This window comes from Roseospira goensis, from assembly GCF_014197795.1.
In the GTDB taxonomy this organism is placed as follows: domain Bacteria; phylum Pseudomonadota; class Alphaproteobacteria; order Rhodospirillales; family Rhodospirillaceae; genus Rhodospira; species Rhodospira goensis.
In genome coordinates this window covers 31,134-50,492 of the sequence record NZ_JACIGI010000026.1, presented here as the reverse complement: position 1 = coordinate 50,492, position 19,359 = coordinate 31,134, and the positions used below count along the sequence as shown (strand labels likewise).

Annotated in this window: 19 protein-coding genes; 11 read left to right on the top strand and 8 right to left on the bottom strand. The window is 72.7% G+C overall.

Going from position 1 to position 19,359, the window contains the following annotated elements; genetic code table 11:
* Positions 1–127 precede the first annotated feature (127 nt).
* The 8 genes from mnmC to GGD88_RS13870 form a co-directional block, all read right to left on the bottom strand.
* Positions 128–2,119 carry a bifunctional tRNA (5-methylaminomethyl-2-thiouridine)(34)-methyltransferase MnmC2/FAD-dependent 5-carboxymethylaminomethyl-2-thiouridine(34) oxidoreductase MnmC1 gene (gene mnmC, locus GGD88_RS13905; protein WP_184436446.1) on the bottom strand — a complete coding sequence of 664 codons (1,992 nt, stop codon included), beginning with the start codon at positions 2,117–2,119 and terminating at the stop codon, positions 128–130.
* Positions 2,116–2,448: an HNH endonuclease gene (locus tag GGD88_RS13900; RefSeq protein WP_246423773.1), complete on the bottom strand. Its 333-nt coding sequence runs from the start codon at positions 2,446–2,448 to the stop codon at positions 2,116–2,118. The genes mnmC and GGD88_RS13900 overlap by 4 nt, the downstream gene beginning before the upstream one ends.
* A gap of 20 nt (positions 2,449–2,468) precedes the next feature.
* The gene (locus GGD88_RS13895; RefSeq protein WP_184436444.1) at positions 2,469–4,829 is read right to left on the bottom strand and encodes a methyl-accepting chemotaxis protein; all 2,361 of its coding nucleotides are present in this window, start codon (positions 4,827–4,829) and stop codon (positions 2,469–2,471) included.
* A 172-nt stretch (positions 4,830–5,001) separates the two neighbouring features.
* Positions 5,002–5,721, bottom strand: a complete 720-nt coding sequence (locus tag GGD88_RS13890; protein ID WP_184436442.1) for an alpha/beta hydrolase — start codon at positions 5,719–5,721, stop codon at positions 5,002–5,004.
* A 70-nt stretch (positions 5,722–5,791) separates the two neighbouring features.
* Positions 5,792–6,844, bottom strand: coding sequence for a zinc-binding dehydrogenase (locus tag GGD88_RS13885; RefSeq protein ID WP_184436440.1), 1,053 nt, complete (start codon positions 6,842–6,844; stop codon positions 5,792–5,794).
* 10 nt (positions 6,845–6,854) lie between these two features.
* Entirely contained in the window at positions 6,855–7,382 is a 528-nt protein-coding gene (locus tag GGD88_RS13880) for a ferritin-like domain-containing protein (RefSeq protein WP_246423772.1), read from the bottom strand.
* A gap of 17 nt (positions 7,383–7,399) precedes the next feature.
* A complete protein-coding gene (locus tag GGD88_RS13875; protein ID WP_184436439.1) occupies positions 7,400–8,224 on the bottom strand; it encodes a 2-oxoacid:ferredoxin oxidoreductase subunit beta in 825 nt (274 codons plus the stop codon).
* 49 nt (positions 8,225–8,273) lie between these two features.
* Entirely contained in the window at positions 8,274–9,995 is a 1,722-nt protein-coding gene (locus GGD88_RS13870; protein ID WP_184436438.1) for a 2-oxoacid:acceptor oxidoreductase subunit alpha, read from the bottom strand.
* Positions 9,996–10,372: 377 nt separating this feature from the next.
* On the opposite strand from GGD88_RS13870, the gene GGD88_RS13865 reads away from it, so the two are divergent.
* From GGD88_RS13865 to GGD88_RS13815, 11 genes are all read left to right on the top strand, one after another.
* On the top strand, positions 10,373–10,621 hold the full coding sequence (locus GGD88_RS13865; RefSeq protein WP_184436437.1) for a YfhL family 4Fe-4S dicluster ferredoxin: 249 nt from the start codon (positions 10,373–10,375) through the stop codon (positions 10,619–10,621).
* A gap of 113 nt (positions 10,622–10,734) precedes the next feature.
* Entirely contained in the window at positions 10,735–11,961 is a 1,227-nt protein-coding gene (locus tag GGD88_RS13860) for a deoxyguanosinetriphosphate triphosphohydrolase (RefSeq protein ID WP_246423771.1), read from the top strand.
* Positions 11,962–12,005: 44 nt separating this feature from the next.
* On the top strand, positions 12,006–13,781 hold the full coding sequence (gene argS, locus GGD88_RS13855) for an arginine--tRNA ligase (RefSeq protein ID WP_184436436.1): 1,776 nt from the start codon (positions 12,006–12,008) through the stop codon (positions 13,779–13,781).
* Entirely contained in the window at positions 13,781–14,908 is a 1,128-nt protein-coding gene (locus GGD88_RS13850) for an SPOR domain-containing protein (protein ID WP_184436435.1), read from the top strand. Before argS ends, GGD88_RS13850 begins: the two co-directional genes overlap by 1 nt.
* On the top strand, positions 14,895–15,917 hold the full coding sequence (nagZ, locus tag GGD88_RS13845; protein WP_184436434.1) for a beta-N-acetylhexosaminidase: 1,023 nt from the start codon (positions 14,895–14,897) through the stop codon (positions 15,915–15,917). The genes GGD88_RS13850 and nagZ overlap by 14 nt, the downstream gene beginning before the upstream one ends.
* Positions 15,914–16,594 carry a site-2 protease family protein gene (locus GGD88_RS13840; protein WP_184436432.1) on the top strand — a complete coding sequence of 227 codons (681 nt, stop codon included), beginning with the start codon at positions 15,914–15,916 and terminating at the stop codon, positions 16,592–16,594. The genes nagZ and GGD88_RS13840 overlap by 4 nt, the downstream gene beginning before the upstream one ends.
* A gap of 132 nt (positions 16,595–16,726) precedes the next feature.
* Entirely contained in the window at positions 16,727–17,533 is an 807-nt protein-coding gene (locus GGD88_RS13835) for a segregation and condensation protein A (RefSeq protein ID WP_184436430.1), read from the top strand.
* 79 nt (positions 17,534–17,612) lie between these two features.
* On the top strand, positions 17,613–18,227 hold the full coding sequence (gene scpB, locus GGD88_RS13830) for an SMC-Scp complex subunit ScpB (protein WP_246423775.1): 615 nt from the start codon (positions 17,613–17,615) through the stop codon (positions 18,225–18,227).
* A 269-nt stretch (positions 18,228–18,496) separates the two neighbouring features.
* Positions 18,497–18,643, top strand: coding sequence for a hypothetical protein (locus tag GGD88_RS13825; protein WP_184436426.1), 147 nt, complete (start codon positions 18,497–18,499; stop codon positions 18,641–18,643).
* 26 nt (positions 18,644–18,669) lie between these two features.
* Positions 18,670–19,014 (top strand): NirD/YgiW/YdeI family stress tolerance protein, encoded by a 345-nt coding sequence (locus GGD88_RS13820; RefSeq protein ID WP_184436424.1) that lies wholly within the window; start codon positions 18,670–18,672, stop codon positions 19,012–19,014.
* Positions 19,015–19,149: 135 nt separating this feature from the next.
* The gene (locus GGD88_RS13815) at positions 19,150–19,338 is read left to right on the top strand and encodes a hypothetical protein (RefSeq protein WP_184436421.1); all 189 of its coding nucleotides are present in this window, start codon (positions 19,150–19,152) and stop codon (positions 19,336–19,338) included.
* The last annotated feature ends 21 nt before the right edge of the window (positions 19,339–19,359 follow it).

The window sequence follows — 19,359 nt, the reverse complement described above, 5'->3', positions numbered from 1 at the left end:
CCCGGCCCGGCATCTCCATCCGTCGCAAACGCAAGCGCTGTGGTTGGACCAACGACTTCGCCAGAACCATCATCGGCCAAATGCGATAGCCCTGGCACATCGACCCGCAATCCCCGCATGGGCTTTGTCAGGCGCCGACCGGACGGCCCCGGATGAGCGCCCGCACCGCAAAGCGGGCCGGACACAGCGCGGCGCCCAGGTCCGCCGTGACGGGCCACGGCGTGCCCGTGATCTGGGCGGCGACCATCTCGGCCACCAGGGGGGCCATGGTCAGGCCGTGCGAGCCCAGCCCGCAGACGGTGAACAGGCCCGTCACCGCCGGCGGGGGGGCGGGCGCGCGCCCGGTCCGGCGCAAGGCATCGCCCTGGTTGGCCGCGACGGTGGCGGCGTCGAACAGCGGGCCGGCCAGGGGCAGGTGGTCGGGCGTGGTGGCGCGCAGGCCGGCCAGGGCCGCGACCGTCGGTTCGCTCGCCAGCGCGTCGGCCAGGGCCGGCCAGACGGCGGCCAGGTTGGCGCGGATGCGGGCGTCGTCGCCCGCCCGGGGCGCGTAGGGGTCGGGATCGCCGGGCCGCCAGGGCTCCTGGGTGGCGCCGAGGATGCGGATCCAGCCGCCGGCGCCGTCCGGTATCGCGGGGGTGGCGTAGGCCCCGCTGGAGACGGCGACGCGGGGCGCGGCGTCCGGCCCGGCGGCCCGCAGGAGGCTGACCTGTCCGCGCGTCGGCCGCAATGGCAGCGCGGCGGCGGGCCACAGCCTGGCGGTGTCCGAGGCGGTCGCCAGCACCACGGCGTCGGCGTCCAGAAGCGCCGCGCCGGTCGCGTCGCACACGCGCCAGCCGCCATCGTCGCGGGGCGTGACGGCGGCCACGGCGGCGGTCATCACGGCCGTGTCGCCCAGCAGCGCCGGCAGCAACGCCGGCGGCGCCAGTGCGCCGCCCCGGGGGTGCCACAGCGCGGTTGCGCCCGGTGGGGCGGTGCCGACCGTCCGGGCGGCCGTCGCGGCGTCCAGCAGCGCCAGACGCTCCGGCGGCCAACTCAGGCGATCCACGACGGCGCGGCGCCAGGCGTCATCGCGCCGGCCCCGGTCGGCCGCGAGCACCCCGCGCGGGCCGCGCCATGGGTTGAGGCCGGCGGCGGCGAGGGCGTCGTAAAGCGCGATCGCCTGCGACGCGGCGGCGGCATGCAGGCGGCCGGCGGGGGAGTCCGCCTTCTCAAGGCGCGGCTCCAGCAGACCGAGCAGGGCGGGGGGCAGGCTGTCGCGCGGATGGCCCCGGGCATCGACCACCACCACGTCGCCGGCGCCGCGCCGGCGCAGCGCCGCCGCCACCGCACAGCCGGCGATGCCGGCCCCGATCACCGCGATCCGGGGGCCGTTGGGGTGTGGCGTGGCGGGGACGCTGGACGATCCTGCCTCGAACACCGCCCGCAGACAATCGCGCTTGCCGCCGAACCCCGGGGCGCGCGCGACTCTGAAGCCGGCGTCGGACAGCCCGCGCCGCACCGCGCCGGCGGCGGTGTAGGTGGCGAGGCGGGCGCCGGGGCGGCTGAGGCGCGCCACCTCGGCCAGCACGGCCGCATCCCACATGGCCGGATTGCGCGCTGGCGCGAAGCCGTCCAGCACCCAGGCGTCGACCGGCCCGGTCAGGGCGGGCAGGGCGTCCCGCACGTCTCCCAGCGCCAGGGTGAGGGTCACCCGGTCGTCGAGCGCCCGCGCATGAAGGCCGGGCAGGGCCGGCGGCCAGGCCCGCACCAGCCGCGCTGCCAGGTCGGCCAGCGCGGGCAGGCGGGCCAGCGCCCGGGCGGCCTCGCAAGCGCTCAGCGGGAACGCCTCCACCGAGACCCAGTGCAGCCGCGCGCCCGGCGGCGCGGTGCGCCGCCACAGGTCCCAACAGACCAGCAGGTTCAGGCCGGTCCCGAATCCCGTCTCGCCGATGACGAAGGGGCCTGGGCGGCGCCACACGTCCGGGGCGCCCAGGCCGTCCAGGACGACATGGCACACCTCTGCGACGGCCCCGGCGCGGGCCGCGAACACGTCGCCGAAGTCGAGGCTTTCCGGCGTGCCGTCGGCGGTCCAGCGCAGACGAGGGCGGCGGAGGGGCCAGTCCGTCCCGGCGCCGGTCATCGCCGCCGCCGCGCGGCGCCCTTGCGGCCGTGCCGGCCGGGACGCTCGGCCCAGTCCATGTACTCCGGCGGCTGGCGCCGCACCCAGGTCAGGAAGCGGGCCATGTCGGGATGGGCGCGCAGCGCCTCGGCGGTGTTGCGCTCACGCGCCAGGGTGGCCTCGTCGAACAGGCGGTGCACCATGCGATGGCATACCTGATGCATCGCGGCGCTCTCGCGTCCCCCGAAGGTCCGGGGGGTCCAGTGGTGGCGCTCCACGCTGGGGCCGGCGATCATCGGCCGGCCGCACAGCGGACAGGGACCGAGCGCCTCGGGTCCGGATGCGGTCATGGCGGTCCGTGTCATGGGGCTTAGAGGGCCTGCGCCTCTTCCTTCAGGCGGCGATCCTCCATCCCCTCGACCACGGCCGAGAGATCGTTCAGGCGGTTGACCACCGCGTGGCTGGCCGTGTTCAGGGCGTCGAGCGATTGCAGCGCCCCGTCCATGTCGCCGGCGGCGGCCTTGCGAACCGCCTCGCGGCCGTGCCGGTGCACCTCCGCGTGCGGCGCGTCCAGATCACGATAGGCGGGATGGTTCCGCAGCTCCGGGATGGTGACCTCCTTGTACCACGTCCCCAGGCGACAGGCGGTGTGGTCGGGGATCTCCTCCGCCTTCCAGGTGTCGCGACCGATCACCGTATCAACGATCCGCTTCTTGAACAGCACGTGGTCGTTCTTGGCGACCTCGACCATGACGAGGGAGCCGGCCAGGCTGGCGAAGCGGTTGACCTGCTCGTTGAGCACGCCGGTGGCGTCATCCATGGAATCGATAGCCTGCTGGACCTCCTCGGTGTTGCGGCCAGAGACATCCGCGATCGCCGCCGTGCCGCTCGCAATGTCCCGCGCCGATTGCGTCTGTTGTCCGAGAAGATGTGCGATGGCCTGCATCTTCTCGGTGACGCCGGAGATCCCGCCGGCGATGCCTTCGAGCTGTCCGCCGAGGCCGCTGATCACGCCGCGGCCGTCCTCGACCGCGCGGGCGCCGGTGTCCATGGCCTCGACGATGGTGGCGATTTCGTCGCGCAGGGTGGCGATGCGGCCCCGGATATCCTCGGTGGCGCGGGCCGTCTGACTGGCGAGGCTCTTGACCTCGTTGGCCACCACCGCGAAGCCCTTGCCGGCGTCGCCGGCGCGGGCCGCCTCGATCGTGGCGTTCAGCGCCAGAAGGTTGGTCTGGTCGGCGATGTCCTCGATCTGCTGCACGATCTCGCCGATCTGCGCCGACGCTTCCGCCAGGGTGTCGACGCGGTCGGCCGCGCCGCGCACCGCGGTATAGATGTCTTCCATGGACTCCACCGCCTTGCCGGCACCGGTGACCCCTTCGCCGGCCGCGGTGCGGGCGCTTTCGGCATCGTGGGCGGCCTGCTCCGAGGTGCCGGAAATCTCGCGGGTCGACGCTTCCATCTGTTCGACGGCCGAGGCGACGGTCTGGGTCTGGGTGTTCGCCGTCTTCACCTCGTACATCATGTGCGCGAGCGTGATCATCGCCTCGTTGGATTGGATCGCCGCCGATACCGTGCCGCGCAGGTTCAGGCGGGCCTGCGACGCAACGTCATGGGCCTGCCGCTCCAGATCCGCAACGCGGGCCGCGTGACTGCGCTGCGCCGCGTCCACCTCCTGTGCCTTCTCGCGGAAGTCCTTGAGGGCACGGATCATGCGCGGCAGTTCGCCGCGTCCCTTGGCGTCCGGCAACGCGACCGTGTAGTCGCGCTTCGACAACCGGACCAGGGCATCGGTGACGAGTTGCACCGGGCCGGCGATCCCGCGCGCGATCAGCGTGCCGATGACCAAGGCGCCCAGCAGGGCGGCGACCGTGGCGATCACCGCCAGCCAGCGGGCATCGGCCATGCGCTCGTGAAACGGCGTGGCGTCCAGCGCGATGGTGGCGACCCCGATGTTGCGGCCGCGGTAGTCCTGGACCGGTCGGGCCATCAGGGCGAGCGTGATGTCGCCGTCGGTGATCTCCTCGGTGACAGGCGTGCCGTCGAGGGCCGCCGCCAGGTCGGTATCGGTGAGGTAGCGGCGGCCGTTGGCGTCGGTGCTCGCGAAGGGCTCGAACGTCCCGCCGTCGGTCTGCAGGTAGAGGCCGACGCGGGCGCCGGTGGCGGCCGCAAAGCTCTCGAAGAAGGGCTGGCCGAACGACAGCCCGAACTCGACGCTGCCGACGTGGGCGCCGTCGTGAAACACCGGCGAGACGCCGCGCATGCCCAGGCCGGCCACGCCGCGCTCCAGGCCGCGGATCGGGGTGCGCTCCTGGTTGGCCGCCACCACCGTCTTGCGGAAGCCCGACAGGTCGTCGCCGAACTTCTCCGGCTTGTGGATGCGGACGAACGAGGTCGCCGGCGGGGTGTGAAACTGGAACTGCCGAACCCCGAAGTCGTCGCGCATGCGCTCGAACGCCGGCCGATACATGGCCAGGAGCGCCTCCCGGTCACCCGCGTCGAAGGCGGCGCTGGCGGTCGGGTTCTCGGCCACCACCGTGGCCAGCGAGAGCGCCCGCTCCCCCTCCGCCGCCAGGCTGGTGTCGAGCCGGCTGAACAGGGATGCAAGTTGCTGTTCCGCGGCCTGATCCGTCAGCCGCTCCATGAACAGCGTGAACACGACAGCCACCGCCACGGCGGCGATCAGGGACACGCCCCCAAGCGCCAGGACAAGGCGCGCTAAGATATTCATTCCGACCGCTCCGCGTTCTGTGCGCGGTCCCCCCCGGACCCCTCCCAGCGTCCGAAGGGCCGGACGCGAGACGCAACGACACTTCATTGCCGCCGACGCTTACCCTACTCCGGCCGGAAACAACGTGAAAGGCGAAACGGTTCATCGGTGGTGATACTGGTGCGATCCGCGCTCAGGCGTCGGCGCCGGGCCAGGCGGCGCGCAGGGCGGCCGCCGCGATCTCCAGCCCCTCGGGGTCGACGCCATGGCCCAGGCCGGGGCGGGCATGGGCCGTGACGGGCACGTTGGCGGCGCGCAGGGCCGCTTCGGCATGGCCCAGGGCGGGGAAGGGCACGACCGGGTCGTCCTCGCCGTGCACCAGGGTGACGGGCGGGCGGGCCGTGATCTCCGCCGCCAGGCTCGCCGCGCCGGTCAGCGCGCCCGAGAACCCGATCACGGCGGCGACCGGGGCGGAGCGGCGCAGGGCCACGTCCAGGGCCATCATGGTGCCTTGGGAGAAGCCGACCAGCGCCAGGCTCTCGGGACCGAGGTCATGGGTCGCCAGCAGGCCGTCCAGGTACGCGTTCAGCACCGGCGCCGCGCCCCGCGCGCCCGCCGCCATGACATCCAGGGCGGCGGTCAGGTTGGCCGCGTCGCGCCGCCACAGGTCCGGGTCATAGGCCGTGAAGCTGAACCACTGGCGCCCGACCGGCATGACCTCGCAGGGCTCCGGCGCATGCGGGGCGAAGAACGCGGCATCCGGCAGCACCGGCGCCAGATGCGGCGCCAGCGCGATCAGGTCGCTGCCGTCGGCGCCGTAGCCGTGCAGCAGGACCACCAGCCGGCGCGGCGGACCGCCGGCGGCCGGTGCGAGGGTGGGGCCGTCGAGCGACTGTGGGGCGGAATCGGTCATGGGGAAAGGACCTCCGGGCGGGGGCATGAGGGCGGGCGCGTGGCGGGCGTCCCGATGCCGTCGGAGCCGGTCAGGCATCCACGGTCAGGACGATCTTTCCCACATGCGCCTTGGACAGGAAGGCGGTCTGGGCGTCCCGGATGCGGTCGAGCGGAAACGTCGCGGCAACCATCGGCCGGATGCGTCCCGTTTCGATGTGACCGATGAGGGCCGGGAAGACCTCCGGGTCCAGCGCCGTGCAGCCATACAGCGTCAGGTCCTTGAGATAGAGCGTGCGCAGGTCCAGGTCCACCATCGGTCCGGCGATCGCCCCCGAGACGGCGTAGCGTCCACCCGGGCGCAGGACGTCGAGCAGGGCCGGCCACGTCGGCCCACCCACCAGATCCACGACGGCGTCGACGCTGTCACGGCCGAGTGCCGCGACCACGTCGTCGTCGCGCAGCAGGGTCTCGTCGGCGCCCAGGTCGCGCAGCGCCGCCACCTTGCCGGCGCTGGTCACGGCGATGACCGAGGCCCCGCGGGCCTTCAGGAGCTGCACGGCGGCCGAGCCGACACCGCCGGAGGCACCGGTCACCAGCACCCGCGCGCCTGCCACGATGCCGGCACGGGTGAGCATGCCTTCGGCCGTCGAGTAGGAGCAGGGGAAGGAGGCCAGCTCGACGTCGCTCAGAGGGCTGTCGACGGCATGAGCGTGCCGGGATGCGACCACGGTGTATTCCGCGAACCCGCCGTCGCATTCCGACCCCAGGTACCAGGGGGACTGGAGCGCCTGTCCATCGGCCTCACGCAGGCAGGGCTCGACCAGCACGCGCGCGCCCAGCCGCTCGGATGGGACCTCCGCGCCCACAGCCACGATGCGCCCGCACACGTCGATGCCCTGGATGCGGGGAAACCGCAGGGGCGTGCCGGCCCAACTGGCGTCGGCCGCGTCACCGTCATTCTTGGAGTACCAGCCAATCCGGGTGTTGATGTCGGTGTTGTTGACACCGGCCGCGGCGACCCGGATCAGGACGTCGCGCGGACCGGGCCGGGGCACGGGGATGTCGTCGCGTGTCTCCAGCCGCTCAAGGTCGCCATGGCCGGTGAGCCAGACGCCGCGCATGGTGGTCGGCAGGTCGGTCACGGGCAGTCTCCTAATCCACCGACACCGGCGGGTCCATGTCCTCGTCCCAGTCGGCCGGCGGCGCCGGGTATTTCGCCATCATGGCCTCCAGCAGGGCCACATGCTCGGCTTCCTCCTCGGCGAACTCCTGCGCCAACTCCCGGATGCGGGCGTTGGCGTGGCTCTGCGCCAGACCTGCGTAGTACGCGTGGCCGCGCTTTTCGCTCTCCAGCGCCATCACCAGGGCGTGATGCGGGGTCATGAGGTAGTGCGTCGCGTCCAGCTCCGGCGTCTCGGGCGGTTCCGCCTGCGGCCACTTGTACTCCCACGGCTTGAAGCGGGGCAGGGTGAGGCCCTCCGCCAGTTTCTGCGCCTCCGCCAGGTGCAGGCGCGAGAAGTGCGCCATCTTGCGGAACAGGACCGTGACCTCGTGGTTCTGGTGCACGTCGAGCGCGTCGGCCATGTCGTCGAAGCGGATGGCCGAGTCCTCCTCCAGGGCGATGGCGTGGGCGATGAAGTCTTCGAGCGTGTCCATGGGCGAGACCGTGTCCATGCGCATGAGGGGCGGGGCCTCCGTCAGACCGCGAACTGGGCGCCCAGCGCCGCGACCGGCGCGGTGGCCTGGGCGGTGGGCTGGAACGGCGTCTCCCGGCCCTGGTACAGGATGCCGGTGGCGAACCCGTCGTCGTCCAGCAGCCGGAGGAACGCCTCGCGGCGGTCGGCGGTCGGGGCCTCGAAACTGCCGTGCACCCGCGCCCGCCAGCCCTTCTGTTCCGGCCGGTAGGTGACGCACGGGCTGAGCACGTGCACGAAGGAAAAGCCGCGGTGCTCGATGGCGGCGCAGAGCTGGCGGGTCAGCTCCAGCGGGTCGCCGGAGAAGGCGCGCGCGATGAAGCTGGCGCCCGACGACAGGGCCATCTCCAGCGGCCGGAACGGCGCCAGACCGGGCCCCTCCGGCGTCAGCTTGGAGCCGGTCCAGTCCGCCTCCGTGGTGGGCGAAGCCTGGCCCTTGGTCATGCCGTAGACGCTGTTGTCCATGACGATGTAGGTCAGATCCACGTTGCGTCGGCAGGCGTGGACGAAGTGGTTGCCCCCGATGGAGAAGCCGTCGCCATCGCCGCCGACCGACAGCACGGTCAGATCGGGGCGCGCCAGCTTCAGGCCGCTGGCCAGCGGCAGCGCGCGGCCGTGCACGCCGTGGAAGCCGTAGACAGAGGTATAGGCCGGCAGCCGCGACGAGCAGCCGATGCCGGAGATCAGGGCGACCTCGCGTGGTGGCAGGCCCAGTTCCGTCAGGGTGCGGGTGATGGCGGACAGCACCGCGAAGTCCCCACAGCCGGGGCACCACACGGGTTTCAGGTCGGACTTGAACGACTGCGGTTTGGCAACGACCGCGTCCATGGTTCGCGCTCCTTGGTGGCTCCTGGGGGGCATGGGGGACCGGACTCGCTCACTGACTCTGGAGCCGCGCCAGGATCTCGCGCGGACGCAGGCCGACCGGGCCGGGGCGGTGCAGGGCCGCGACGGTCCCCGGCAGGTCCATGTGGGCGCGCAGGTGGCGCCAGTACTGCCCGTCGTGGTTCTGCTCCACCACCAGCACCCGCGACACCCCGGACAGGGCGTAGCGCAGCCGGTCCACGGGCACCGGGTGGATCAGGCGCACGGCGACCAGACGGACCTTGAAACCCAGGGCGCGGGCGCGCGCCATGGCCTCGCGGGCCGGCGCGGCGGTGGAGCCCCAGGTGACGATGGCGATGTCGGCGTCCGGGTCGCCGTCCACCTCGGCCCAGTGGTCGCCGTAGTCGAAGCCCTCGACCTTGCGTCGGCGCTTGTCGAGCTGGGCCTGGTGATGCGCCGTCTGCGTGGAGGGATGGCCGACGGGATCATGCTCCAGCCCGTCGCCGGTGTAGGCGCCGCCCTCCTGGCCGGGCAACGCCATCGGCGAGACGCCGTCGGCGGTCACGGCATAGCGTTCGTACGGGGCCTCGATGCGCTCCGGCACGCGGCGCTTGCCGACGAACGCCAGGTCGGCGGGCGGGTCGATGATGGCGCGGGACTGTCCCAGGGTCTGGTCCGACAGCACGATGACCGCGGTCTGCATGGCCTCGGCGAGATGGACGCTCCACTGGGTCGTGAACAGGCAGTCGCCGATCGACAGCGGCGCGGTGACGACGTGCGGGGCGTCGCCGTGCAGGCCGTTGACCGCGATGTTGAGGTCGGCCTGCTCGGACTTGGTGGGGATGCCGGTCGAGGGGCCGCCGCGCTGCACGTTGACGACCACCACCGGCGTCTCGGAGGCCACCGCCAGGCCGAGGCTCTCGGTCATCAGGGCCAGGCCGGGGCCGGAGGTGGCGGTCAGCGAGGGCGTGCCGCCGAAGCTGCTGCCGATGATCATGTTGATCGACGCCAGTTCGTCCTCGCACTGCACCAGTGTGCCACCGACCTTCGGCAGATTGGGCGCCAGCCACTCCAGGATGTCGGTCGCCGGCGTGATCGGATACGCCGCGCAGAAGCGAACCCCGCCCTGGATGGCGCCCAGCCCGGCGGCATCGTTGCCGGTGATCGACCAGCGGTCGCCCGTGCGCGGCGCCGGGGCCGCCAGGGGGGAGACGCCGGCGATGTCGGCGGCCGCCGCGGCGCCCGCCGCCAGGGCGGCCCGGCTGGCCTCCAGCGCGGCCTCGCCCTTGCCGGCGAGTTGGCGGGCGACGCGGTCGAGCAGGAAGGCGGGGTCGAGGCCGATCAGGGCGGCGATCAGGCCCAGGCCCACCATGTTAACGCGCCCGCCGGCGATCGGCTTGGCCAGGTCGTGGAACGGCACCATCGCGGTCCGGATGTCGTCGCCGGTCAGCATGATGTCGGGGACGGCGCCCTGGTGCGGGTCGGCGATGATCAGCCCGCCGGTGTTCAGCGGCAGTTCATCCTGGAAGCGCTCGATGTTGCCCCAGTCGAACGCGAGCAGGATGTCGTAGCCGTCGTCGGGACCATCGACCGGGCCGGTCGCCAGGCGCAGCAGGGCGGCGGACTCGCCGCCGCGGATCTGCGGCCCGAGGGTGCGCCCCATGAGGCCGTAGAAGCCGGCCTTGGCGGCTGCGTCGAGCAGGATCTGACCCGCCGTCATCACGCCGGCACCGCCGCTGCCGGTCAGGGCGATGGAAACCGAGGAAAGCGTCATGACCGTTGTTCCAGCCTTTCGAGGCACGGGGTCGGACCGGCGCACCCGGCGCGCCGCTCGGCCCCCGGGGAAGGGGGGGATGGGGTCCCGACGCACGGACCGGGTGGGCGCCGGCGCCGGACCCCGAAGTTCAACGCACTCGGACCCTATCATGGCATTGATGCGAATCAATGCGCTCGGCGTATTTTCACATTACCGGGTTGCTTCTTTCCGACGGGCGCGGGCCGCCGGCGCGATCCGCCCCGTCTCCGGCAGTGGTTGCGGCCGGCGCATCGTTTTGGCACCGTGACAAAGGCGGCGGCCGTAGCGTGTCCGGTCCGCGCCGTTCGTCAAAGACCGCACACCGTCAACGACCGCATAACTGGGACACCCGATCCATGGCCCTTAAGATCACGGACGTCTGCATCAACTGCGACGCCTGCCCCGCCGAGTGCCCGAACGAGGCCATCTCCGCAGGCGATATCATCTACGAGATCGACCCGGCCCGCTGCACCGAATGCGTCGGTCACTACGATGAGCCCCAGTGCGTCGCCGTGTGCCCGGTCGAGTGCATCGTCAAGGATCCGGCCCACGACGAGAGCCAGGCCGAACTCCAGGCCAAGTACGAGCGTCTGCAGGCGGCCTGACCCGCCAGGACCGCCCCCCTAGGACCGACGTCCCCAGGAGGGGCCGATGGGGAGGGGCCGATGGGGCCGCGCCGTTGCCACCGGCCCGGGCGGCGGGTAGGGTGCGCGCCATCATGATGCAGCCCTCCGCCGCCCCCGGTCCGTCGCCGTCCCGCCCGTCGCCGCAGGGAGTCCTGGCCGCCTGCGCCAGCGACCCGGCCCGGTCGCGCGGGCGGCTGGTGCCGGAGGCGGAGTCGGCCACCCGGACCGCGTTCCAGCGCGACCGCGACCGCATTATTCACTCGGGCGCGTTCCGCCGGCTCCAGTACAAGACCCAGGTCTTCGTCTATCACGAAGGCGAGAACTACCGTACCCGGCTGACCCACAGCCTGGAGGTGGCTCAGATCGCGCGTTCGGTCGCCCGCGTGCTGGGCCTGAACGAGGACTTGGCGGAGGCGCTGGCGCTGGCCCACGACCTGGGGCATACCTGCTTCGGCCATGCCGGCGAGACCGCCCTCAAGGCGTGCATGCGGGACTACGAGGGCTTCGATCACAACGCGCAGAGTCTGCGCATCGTCACCAAGCTGGAGCACCGCTACGCCGCGTTCGACGGTCTCAACCTGACCTGGGAGACCCTGGAGGGGCTGGTCAAGCACAACGGACCGCTCACCGGGCCGCATCAGGCCGAGCCGCTGCCGCTGGCGATCCAGGAGTACGCCGCCGTCCACGACCTGGACCTGCACACCTTCGCCGGACCGGAAGCCCAGGTGGCCGCGCTGTCCGACGACATCGCCTACAACGCCCACGACATCGACGACGGCCTGCGCGCCGGCCTGTTCGACGAGGACGACCTGCGCGAGGTGCCCCTGGTCGGGCCGGTGTTCCGGGCGGTCGCGCAGGCCCATCCCGGGCTGGAGCGCAGCCGGCTGATCCACGAGTCCGTGCGCCGCCTGATCAACGCCATGGTCACCGACCTGTGCGCGGAGACGGCCCGGCGCTGGAGCGAGGACCGCCCGGACTCGGTCGCGGCGGTCCGCGCGCTGGGCCGGCCGCTGGTGGCCTTCTCGGCCGAGATGCGCGCCCATGACCAGGGGTTCAAGGACTTCCTGTTCCCCAACATGTACCGTCACCCGCGCGTCAACCGCATGACCAGCAAGGCCCGGCGGGTGGTGCGGAACCTGTTCGATCTGCTGTTGGCCGAGCCGATCCTGCTGCCGCGGTCCTGGAGCCAACGCGCCGAGCAGGCCAGCGGCGACCGCGCCCGCCTGGCGCGGGTGATCGCGGACTATATCGCCGGCATGACCGATCGCTTCGCGCTCGACGAGCACGCCCGGCTGTTCGACCCCGTCGTCAAGCCGTGACGCGCCCGGGCGCGGTCCCCCGTCCAAGAACCAGAGCCCCCGTGATGAACATCTTCGCCGCCTACAAGGACATCGTTCTGGCCGAACTCGACGCCCTGACCGCCGAGGGCCTGTTGCCCGCCGGTCTGGACACCGGCCGTGTGACCGTGGAGCCGCCACGCGATCCGAGCCACGGCGACATGGCGACCAACGCCGCCATGGTGCTGGCGAAGCCGGCCGGTCAGAAGCCGCGCGATCTGGCGGCGGCGCTGGCGGCGCGTCTGGAGCGGGCCGCCGGCGTGACGGAGGCGTCGGTCGCCGGCCCGGGCTTCATCAATCTGCGCCTGCTGCCGGCGGTGTGGCTGACGTGCCTGCGGGACTGCCTGCGGGCCGGCCCCGCCTACGGTGACAGCCGGATCGGCGACAGGCGACGGGTGAACGTGGAGTTCGTCTCGGCCAACCCGACCGGCCCCATGCACGTGGGCCACGCGCGCGGCGCCGTGGTGGGCGACGCGCTGGCGGCGCTGCTGGAGAAGGCGGGCTTCCGGGTCGCGCGCGAGTACTACATCAACGATGCCGGCGCCCAGGTGGACGCGCTGGCGCGGGCCGCCCACGCGCGCTACCTCCAGGCGCTGGGCCGCCTCGGCGAGGCCGACATTGCCGCCATGCTGGCGCGCAAGGAGCTGGAGTACGGCGGCGACTACCTGGTGCCCGTCGGCGAGAGGCTGGCCGCGGAGTTCGGGGATGCCTACGTCGATGAGCCGGAGGCGACGTGGCTGGCGCCGGTGCGCGAGCGCGCCGTCGCCATGATGCTGGACGCCATCAAGGATGACCTCGCGGCACTCGGGGTCGCCTTCGATGTGTTCACCAGCGAGCGCGGGCTGGTCCAGGCCGGCCGCGTGGATGCCACCCTGGCGTTCCTGGAGGCGCAGGACCTGATCTATACCGGGGTGCTGGAGCCGCCCAAGGGCAAGACGCCGGAGGACTGGGAGCCGCGACCGCAGACCCTGTTCCGCGCCACCCGCTTCGGCGACGACGTCGACCGCCCGGTGCGCAAGTCGGACGGCTCCTGGACCTACTTTGCCGGCGATATCGCCTATCACCGCGACAAGGTGGAGCGCGGCTTTTCCGATCTCATCAACGTGTTCGGCGCCGACCACGGCGGCTATGTCAAGCGGTTGCAGGCGGTGGTCCGCGCGGTCAGCGACGGTCACGCCCACCTGGACGTCAAGCTGTGCCAGCTCGTCTCCCTGCTGGATCGCGGCGAGCCGGTGAAAATGTCCAAGCGCGCCGGCACCTTCGTCACGCTGCGCGACGTCGTGAACCGCGTCGGCAAGGACGTGGTGCGCTTCATCATGCTGACGCGCAAGAACGACGCCGCGTTGGAGTTCGATTTCGCCAAGGTCACGGAGCAGAGCCGCGACAACCCGGTGTGGTACGTTCAGTACGCGCACGCCCGCGCCTGTTCGGTGCTGCGCCACGCCGAGACCCTGTTCCCCGGCCGCGACCTCAGCCCGGCCGGGCTGGCGGACGCGGCCGTCGAGGTCCTTGAGGCGCCGGAGGAGCGGGACCTGGTGCGCCTGCTGGCGAGCTGGCCGCGTCTGGTCGAGGGCGCCGCCGAGGCCCACGAGCCGCACCGCGTGCCGTATTTTCTGGGCGAGGTGGCCGCGGCCTTCCACGGTCTGTGGACCAAGGGTAAGGACGACGCGGAACTGCGGTTCCTGGTGCCCGATGACCCGGCGCGGTCGCTGGCCCGGCTCGCGCTTGTCCAGGGTGTGGCGACGGTGATAGCCTCCGGATTGCAGATCATAGGCGTGGAGCCGGTCAGGGAACTTCGTTGATGCCCGGACTGAAGAAGGCGCGACAGGACGGGCGGGAGGAACCGATCGCCCTGGACGAGGCGCTGTTCCGCATAACGCCCGACGACGAGGCCCCGCCCCCGATGTCCGCGGCCGATCAACAGGACATGGAAATCGACCTGGATGACGACGACGCGCTGGTCCCGGAACCGCGTCGGCGGGGCGGCGGCAGCCTGCGCGCGGTCTGGCTGACGCTGGCGGTGCTGGTGGGGCTGGCCGTCGTGGGCTGGGCGGCGTGGCTGATCCTGGCGCCGGTGCCGCCGACCTCGACCAGCACCGGCGACCTGATGGCCACCGTCGGCGAGCAGCCGTTGCCGCCGCCACCCCGCGCCGCGCTGCCGGTCGTGGCCGCCGATCCCGAGCCCTACAAGACCAAGCCGGCGGATCCGGGCGGCCTTCAGGTCGAGGACACCGACAAGCTGGTCTACGAGCGCCTGGGCGAGACCGCGCGGGTCGAGGATGCGCCGGCGGTGGAGCAGCTCCTGCCCGGCCCGGCGCGGCCGGTGGCGCCGCCGACGCCGGAGCCGGAGCCCGAGCCGGTCGCGCCGCCCGAGACCGCCCTCGGCGCGCCCGCTGCGGTCGCGGAGGCCGGCCCAGAGGCCGCTCCAGGGGCGGAGGGGCCGCCGCCCGTACCGGCGATCCCGGAGGCGGCTCCCGTGCCGGGGACCGGCCCGGCGGAAGGGGACGCGGCGGCCCCGGCCCCGGCCCCGGCCCCCGAGGCGTCCCCCGAGGCTATGCCCGAGACCGCTGCCGAGACCGCCCCCGAGACTGCCCCTGAGACCGCTGCCGCGCCGTCGCCCGCCCCGACACCCGCGCCACCCCCGACCCCGACGGCCGAGAACGTGACCGCCGCGGCGGAGCAGGGGCCGCAGGTGCAGCTCGCGGCCTTCCGCGAGCGGGCACCGGCGGAGGAGCAATGGCGCCGGCTGGCCGACGCCCACCCCGATCTGCTCGGCACGGTCCCGCACGTGGTCGTGTTCGCTGACCTGGGCGAGCGCGGCCAGTTCTACCGCCTGCGGGCCGGGCCGTTCGACGACATCGCCACGGCCGAAGGGCTGTGCCGGTCCCTGAAGCAACGCGACGTGGAGTGTCTGGTTGTCCGCGAGTGAGGCGCCGCTGGCGGCCATCCTGGGGTGTTCCGGCCCGCGCCTGACCCGGGACGAACGGGCCCTGTTCGCGGACGCGCGTCCGCTGGGCTTCATCCTGTTCCGCCGCAACATCAAGAGTCCGGCCCAGGTCGCCGACCTGGTGGCCGAGATGCGCGCCGTGGCCGGGCGGCCCGACGCCTGCGTGCTCATCGACCAGGAGGGCGGCCGCGTGCGCCGCCTGGGACCGCCACACTGGCGCGCGGCCCCGCCCCAGGGTGTGTTCGTGCCGGTCTACGACCGGGACCCGGCGGCCGGGCGCGAGGCCGTGTGGCTGAACGCCCGCCTGATCGCGCATGAGCTGGCCGCGTTGGGGATCGACGTCGATTGCATGCCGCTGCTCGACGTCGCCGACCCGGAGGGGCATGACATCATCGGCGACCGCGCCTATGGGTCCGACCCGGCGGTGGTGGCCGACCTGGGCCGGGTGTGCGCGGACGCCTTGCTGGCCGGCGGGGTGCTGCCGGTCATCAAGCATCTGCCCGGGCACGGCCGCGCGCGCGCCGATTCCCACGTGCGCCTGCCGGTCGTGGACACCGGGCGCGACCGCCTGGACGCGGTGGACTTCGCGCCCTTCCGGGCGCTGGCCGACGCCGCCCTGGGCATGACCGCCCATGTGGTCTACAGCGCCATCGACCCGACCGTGCCGGCGACCCTGTCGTCCGTTGTGGTGCGAGACATCATCCGGACCCATATGGGGTTCGATGGCCTGTTGCTGACCGACGATCTGTCGATGAAGGCGCTGAACGGCGCCTATGCCGAGCGGGCGCGGCGCGCGCTCGACGCCGGCTGCGACGTGGTTCTGCACTGCAACGGCAAGCTGTCCGAGATGCGCGCCGTCGTGGCCGGCTGCCGGCCCCTGGACGCGGCCGGCCAGGCCCGTCTGGCCCGGGCGCGCGCCGCCCTGCATCCGCCCGCGCCGTTCGACCCCGACGCCGCGCGCGCCCGCCTGAAGGATCTGATCGAGGCATGACCGCCGACCTTATCGTCACCGCCACCACCTGGGTGATCCCGGTGCTGCTGGCCATCACCCTGCACGAGGCCGCGCACGGCTGGGTCGCCTGGAAGCTGGGCGACGACACCGCCCATCGGCTGGGCCGGGTGACCGCCAACCCGATCCGCCACGTCGATCCCATCGGGACGGTGGCGCTGCCGGGGCTGCTGTTCGTCAGCGGGGCGCCGTTCCTGTTCGGCTGGGCCAAGCCGGTGCCGGTTCACTTCGGCCGCCTGCGCAACCCGCGCCGGGATATGGTCCTGGTGGCGGCGGCCGGGCCGGCGTCCAACATCCTGATGGCGACGGTGGCCGCGCTGCTGTTCCATCTGGTGCCGCTGACCCCGGTCGCGATGACGGAGTGGACCGCGCAGACGCTCAACAACATGGTGATCCTGAACCTGTTCCTGGCGGTGCTGAACATGATCCCGCTGCCGCCGCTGGACGGCGGCCGGGTGGCCGTGGGCTTGCTGCCGCGTGCCCTGGCGATGCCGCTGGCGCGGATGGAGCGGTTCGGGATCCTGGTTCTGGTGCTGGTGTTGTTCGTGCTGCCGTTCGGCCTTGCCGAGGTGGGGGTGGGCTTCGATCCCTTCGGCGCGGTGCTGTGGCCGATCGTGCAGGCACTGGGACAGGTGATCGGCACCATCACGTTCCTGTAATCGGGCCTGTAATCGGGCCTGTAATCGGGCCTATGAGCGGGCCTGTGATCGGGCGCTGACCGGTCCGGACGCCGACGGAGCCTGTTCATTTCGTCGGCTGGGATCACACCGGGCCACCGGCGAGGGGGCACCATGGCGGAGTCGAACGGCGCGGCGACGGATCAGACGCAGGACGCGGGCGGCGAGGCCCTCGACCCGGCCACCCTGGTGCTGCGCCTCGACGGGTTCGACGGTCCCATCGACGTGCTGTTGACCCTGGCGCGCGACCAGAAGGTGGATCTGGCGCGCCTGTCCATCCTCCACCTGGCCGAACAGTACCTGGCCTTCGTGCGCGCCGCGCGGGAGCGCCACCTGGACCTGGCGGCCGACTATCTGGTCATGGCGGCGTGGCTGGCGTTCCTGAAGTCGCGCCTGCTGCTGCCGGCACCGGCGGGCGACGACGAGCCCAGCGGGGCCGAGATGGCCGCCGCCCTCCAGTTCCAGTTGCAGCGCCTGGAGGCGATGCGGACCGCTGGTGCGGCCCTGTTCGCGCGTCCGCGCCTGGGCCGGGACAGCTTCGCGCGCGGGGCGCCGGAGGCGGTGGCGGTCCGCCGACAGACCGTCTTCGACCTGTCCCTGCACGACCTGCTGGCGGCCTATGCCGGCCTGCACCGGCGCGCCCGACCCACCCCACTGACGGTGGAGCCGTTCGACCTGATGTCGGTCGAGCAGGCGCTGGCCCGGCTGGAGTCGCTGCTGGGCCGGGCCGTCGACTGGACCGCGCTGGTGCAATTCCTGCCCGAGGATCTGGCCGCGCCGTTGCAGCGGCGCTCGGCGCTGGGGGCCACCTTCGTGGCCGGGCTGGAGCTGGCGCGCCAGGGCCGGGCGGACCTGCGTCAGGACGACGGCCCGTTCGGGCGGCTGTACCTGCGACGCCGCGAGGCCGGCCATGACGAATGAGAGGACGGACGAGAGAACGGACGAGAGCACCGATGATTCGGCTGTGGCGGCGGACGGCGAGACCTTCCAACGCCTGCGCATGGTCGAGGCGGTCCTGTTCGCCGCCGCCGAACCGATGACCGAGGCGGCCCTGGCCGCGCGGCTGCCGGCGGGCGCCGACGTGCCGGCGCTGCTGGCGATGCTGGCGGCGCAGTACGCCCGGCGCGGGGTGCAGCTCGTCAAGCGGGGCGCGGGGTGGGCGTTCCGCACCGCGCCCGACCTGGCCGAGGTGATGACCCTGGATGCGGTCGACCACCGGCGGCTGTCGCGGGCCGCGGTCGAGACGCTGGCCATCGTCGCCTATCACCAGCCGGTCACCCGCGCCGAGATCGAGGAGATTCGCGGCGTCACGGTGTCCAAGGGCACGCTCGACGTGCTGCTGGAGGCGGGCTGGATCCGCCCGCGCGGCCGGCGCCAGAGCCCGGGCCGGCCGCTCACCTGGGGCACCACGGACGCGTTCCTGGACCACTTCGGGCTGGACAGCCTGAAGGACCTGCCCGGAATCGAGGAGATGCGCGCCGCCGGCCTGCTGGATGCCCGCCCCGCCCTGGCCGCCTACGGTGCCCGCGCCGCCGACCCCGGCACGCTGGAGGACCGGGAAACGCCGGAGGACGAAGACGCGGACGCCGGGTCCGGCGGTTGGGATGGCGCCTGAGGCGAGCGCCCGGGGACATCGCCGGGTGGCCGGGCACGACTCCGCAGAGGGGGGCTTGTCATCCGGGTGCGGCGCACACCATATCCCGGGGACGGAACCTCAAGTTGAACGCGCGTTGGACCAGGGTGAGGGTCGCGCGCGTGAGGTCGGACGTCCGACCGCGCCGTGCGGCGGTCTGTCCGGTGTGGCGTCGGGGACGGTGAACGACGGTCGTCGCGGCGGCCGGACCGTCCCGATGCGCGACTTCCCCAACCTTAAGGAGGCAGGTTATGACCGACATCAAGCTTCCCGGCTCCGACAAGGGGCAGCGGCCGATGGAGTGGTTGAAGGAAGAGGTGACGTTGCGTCTGCCGCGCTACGTCCTGGTGCTGGCCGGCGTGCTGGCGCTGGGTCTCCTGCTCGCTGCCATCGACTGACGGGAGACGGGCGGATGACGCGCCGCATGCTTCCGACCCTGGCACGCCCTTGGGCCATCGTGGCGGCTCTGACGGTCACGGCCGGGGCGGTCCAGGCGGAGACGGTGACCCCCATCGGCGCCCTCCAGCCCGGAACCGTGGTCACGGTCCAGGGCACGGTGGAGCGGGTCACGGACGAGGACGAGTTCCGGCTGGCCGACGACTCCGGACGGATCGAGGTCTATGTCGGGCCGAACATTGTGCCGGCCCGCGCCGGCGACCGGGTGACCGTGCGCGGCATCGTGGATGACGACGGCCCGCCCGAGATCTATGCCCGGGAGATGGTGCTGCCCGATGGGTCGGTGGTCCGCTTCCCCCGGTCCGACGAGTGACGATGGTGCGGCGTCGACCGTGGCCTGCGATCGGGGTCCGGCGTGGATCCCGGGGTCCGCGCCTTTGTTGCGTCGCGTCCGAATGTCCCCTACCGTCGTCGGGTTATGCCGGCTTCATGCGTAGGGAGGGACGCCATGACTGAGGACTGGATCCAGGCGCTGGGCGCCGTGTGGAACGCCGTCGTCACGCTGCCGCTGTGGCAGATCGACGCCGGCCTGACGTGGCTGCGGGAGCGTCTGGCCCACATCCTGACAGGTCTCTGGGATCTGCTGGACCCGCGGCCGCGCTCCCCGGCCTTCGGCCGCGCCTGGGCGGCGGCCTGACGCCGACCCGGCGGCGGGTGG

Bases quoted from the DNA above. Each gene is read 5' to 3' on its own strand.
- mnmC (WP_184436446.1), bottom strand. From the start codon at position 2,119: ATGACCGGCGCCGGGACGGACTGGCCCCTCCGCCGCCCTCGTCTGCGC.
- GGD88_RS13900 (WP_246423773.1), bottom strand. From the start codon at position 2,448: ATGACCGCATCCGGACCCGAGGCGCTCGGTCCCTGTCCGCTGTGCGGC.
- GGD88_RS13895 (WP_184436444.1), bottom strand. From the start codon at position 4,829: ATGAATATCTTAGCGCGCCTTGTCCTGGCGCTTGGGGGCGTGTCCCTG.
- GGD88_RS13890 (WP_184436442.1), bottom strand. From the start codon at position 5,721: ATGACCGATTCCGCCCCACAGTCGCTCGACGGCCCCACCCTCGCACCG.
- GGD88_RS13880 (WP_246423772.1), bottom strand. From the start codon at position 7,382: ATGCGCATGGACACGGTCTCGCCCATGGACACGCTCGAAGACTTCATC.
- GGD88_RS13875 (WP_184436439.1), bottom strand. From the start codon at position 8,224: ATGGACGCGGTCGTTGCCAAACCGCAGTCGTTCAAGTCCGACCTGAAA.
- GGD88_RS13870 (WP_184436438.1), bottom strand. From the start codon at position 9,995: ATGACGCTTTCCTCGGTTTCCATCGCCCTGACCGGCAGCGGCGGTGCC.
- GGD88_RS13865 (WP_184436437.1), top strand. From the start codon at position 10,373: ATGGCCCTTAAGATCACGGACGTCTGCATCAACTGCGACGCCTGCCCC.
- GGD88_RS13860 (WP_246423771.1), top strand. From the start codon at position 10,735: ATGATGCAGCCCTCCGCCGCCCCCGGTCCGTCGCCGTCCCGCCCGTCG.
- argS (WP_184436436.1), top strand. From the start codon at position 12,006: ATGAACATCTTCGCCGCCTACAAGGACATCGTTCTGGCCGAACTCGAC.
- GGD88_RS13850 (WP_184436435.1), top strand. From the start codon at position 13,781: ATGCCCGGACTGAAGAAGGCGCGACAGGACGGGCGGGAGGAACCGATC.
- GGD88_RS13840 (WP_184436432.1), top strand. From the start codon at position 15,914: ATGACCGCCGACCTTATCGTCACCGCCACCACCTGGGTGATCCCGGTG.
- GGD88_RS13835 (WP_184436430.1), top strand. From the start codon at position 16,727: ATGGCGGAGTCGAACGGCGCGGCGACGGATCAGACGCAGGACGCGGGC.
- scpB (WP_246423775.1), top strand. From the start codon at position 17,613: ATGGTCGAGGCGGTCCTGTTCGCCGCCGCCGAACCGATGACCGAGGCG.
- GGD88_RS13825 (WP_184436426.1), top strand. From the start codon at position 18,497: ATGACCGACATCAAGCTTCCCGGCTCCGACAAGGGGCAGCGGCCGATG.
- GGD88_RS13820 (WP_184436424.1), top strand. From the start codon at position 18,670: ATGCTTCCGACCCTGGCACGCCCTTGGGCCATCGTGGCGGCTCTGACG.
- GGD88_RS13815 (WP_184436421.1), top strand. From the start codon at position 19,150: ATGACTGAGGACTGGATCCAGGCGCTGGGCGCCGTGTGGAACGCCGTC.